Raw genomic sequence first — 2,206 nt, 5'->3', positions numbered from 1 at the left:
GCTGCGAGCTATCACCCGCTGGGAAAGGCCCTGGCCCCAGCCAAGCCGTAGAACATCTCGGATCTTGCGCATCGGCACTCTCTCGCCTGGCATCCCGCCCCCCTGCTCAGCACGGGAACGAAACTACGGATGAGATCGACAAGACGTTTGCGTGCTCGATGGCGTATCCTTCTGCTGCACGGGTGACCGCGTGGCAAAGAGCCGGGCCCGAGGATGCGAGCCCGGCCGCGCCGCCTCCTATCGTCGCTCCTCGTTGGCGGCACCCGTGCGCCCCTTGCCGGGTCCGCGCGGTCGCCAGTGCCCGACGAACTGCTCGTAGGCCTGTTCGGCCTGTCGGGCGACCTCTATCTCCCGGTCACGCAATTCCTTGACGTTGTAGGCATAGGCCGGGCCGCGCTTGTTGCCCTTCTTTGCCGGCTGCCCCGCCTGCAGCTCCATCGCCCGGACCTTGGTCGCCACCAGCGCCGGGCGCACCCACTGGTAGTCGGTGTCATGCGTCAGCAGGTGCCAGCAGAGCACGGCCAGCTTCCTGGCTACCGCCACGGCGGCAACCTGGTGACCCCGCTTGGCGCGGATGCGCAGAAAGAATGCGCGCAACGGCCCCGGTGCCTTGGATGCTGCCCAGGCAGCCTCGACCAGCATGGCGCGGGCGTGCGAGCGACCATGCTTGCTGATGCGACCGTGCTGCGCCAACCCCAGGCCAGATTGCCGCACCCGCGGGTTCAGCCCGACATAGCTCACCAGTTTCTCCGAACTGGGAAATCGGTGGATGTCACCGATCGCCGCCACCAGCCCGGCCGCCACGATCAGGTTGACGCCGGTGATGCTCAGCAGCCGCTTGACCGCGGGATCGTCGATCGCAGTCTGGGCGATGTCCCGGTCCAGCACCTCCAGGTCCTCGCCCAGGCGGTCGAGCTCGCGCAGGTGCCGCTCGATCGCCGCGCGCTCATCGTCCGGCAGCGCCTGCTGGCCGAGCCAGGCCCGGCCCAGCCGGCCGAACAGGTCGGCATGCGGACAGGGCGGCACCAGATGCGCCTGCAGGATGGCGTGCACCTCGTTCTTGACCCGGGTCCGGTGCCGCACGACCTGGTTACGCCGCGCCACCAACCGCCGCCGCCGCTCGGTGCCGGCATCGGGCACCCAGACCTCGGGCAGGAAGCCGGCCGCCCGCAGCGAGGCCAGCACGCCGGCATCGATCTTGTCGGTCTTGACCTGGGCGTGCGCGATCGCCCTGACCTGCAGCGGGTTGGCCACGATCACCCGCGCCACATAGGGACTGAGCACCCGCACCACCGCCATGGCGTTGCCGGTCGCCTCGACGACGACCTCGTCCGCCTTGTCCAGCGTCCGCCCGAAGCCTTCCAGCCCGGAGCGGGTCATGTCCACCCGCCCTGCCGGTCTGAGCCGGCCCGTCTCCCAGAACACCACCTCCGCGAAGGTGCGGTGGATGTCCATGCCGATCACACGTCCCATCACCTGCTCCTCTCCAGTGGTCGACGGGAGCCGTGGGCAACACGACAACTACGGATCCGCGCTCTCGGCGCAACCGGGTCGGTCGCAGGGGCGGCCAGCTACTAACGCGAGCTCTCGGCTCATCGAATACATCGGCCTGCCCACTGACGTGCTCCCGGTGCCCCTCGTCCCGGATGGTCTCACCATACGTCAGGACTGAAGCCGTCCCAGCCGGATCAAGCAGGCACCGCCACCCTCATACCCGTTACGAACCCCATCGAGCGGCTCAACGGCGAGATCAAGCGCAGGACTGATGTCGTCGGCATATTCCCGAACGAGGCCGCCGTTGTCAGGCTTGTCGGGGCGCTGCTGCTGGAGCAATCCGACGAGTGGGCCACCCAGCGCTCGCGCTACATGACCCTGGAGACCGTCGCCGCAGTGAGCGATACTGCGCCCATCAGGCTCTCGGCCGTGACCACCTGACAAACCGGCCCAGACCGGCCCAGCCCACCAGGAGCCACCGCTCCTACACCACGTGACGAGACACGATCCGTGCTGGGGATTTCGACCGCCGGCTACTACGCTTGGCGATCGCGGCCAGATAGCAGGCGCGCCATTGAGGACTGCGCCCTGCTGGCCGACATCCGCCAGGCCCATGCCAACAGCGGTGGCCGTTACGGCAGTCCCCGTGTGCATGCCACCTTGCGGGCACAGGGGAGAAAGGTTGGCCGTGGACGGGTCGAGCGCCTGATGC

1 protein-coding gene and 2 pseudogenes are annotated in these 2,206 nt (G+C 68.4%); 2 read left to right on the top strand and 1 reads right to left on the bottom strand.

All coding sequences use genetic code 11. The features are described 5' to 3' along the window. Window positions 1–237: 237 nt before the first annotated feature. Window positions 238–1,455 carry an IS110 family transposase gene (locus ROTAS13_RS23330; RefSeq protein ID WP_139323529.1) on the bottom strand — a complete coding sequence of 406 codons (1,218 nt, stop codon included), beginning with the start codon at window positions 1,453–1,455 and terminating at the stop codon, window positions 238–240. Window positions 1,456–1,704: 249 nt separating this feature from the next. On the opposite strand from ROTAS13_RS23330, the pseudogene ROTAS13_RS23325 reads away from it, so the two are divergent. Together ROTAS13_RS23325 and ROTAS13_RS23320 are read left to right on the top strand one after the other, a co-directional pair. Further along, window positions 1,705–1,935 (top strand): annotated as a pseudogene (locus tag ROTAS13_RS23325) (transposase); the annotation flags it as partial. Window positions 1,936–2,004: 69 nt separating this feature from the next. Further along, window positions 2,005–2,206, top strand: a pseudogene (locus ROTAS13_RS23320) (IS3 family transposase); the annotation flags it as partial.

It is taken from the genome of Roseomonas sp. TAS13 (assembly GCF_001950415.1).
GTDB classification, from domain to species: domain Bacteria; phylum Pseudomonadota; class Alphaproteobacteria; order Acetobacterales; family Acetobacteraceae; genus Roseomonas; species Roseomonas mucosa.
The sequence above is the reverse complement of the archived record's forward strand: the minus strand, read 5'-3'. Positions and strand labels throughout refer to the sequence as shown.

Bases quoted from the DNA above. Each gene is read 5' to 3' on its own strand.
- ROTAS13_RS23330 (WP_139323529.1), bottom strand. From the start codon at position 1,455: ATGGACATCCACCGCACCTTCGCGGAGGTGGTGTTCTGGGAGACGGGC.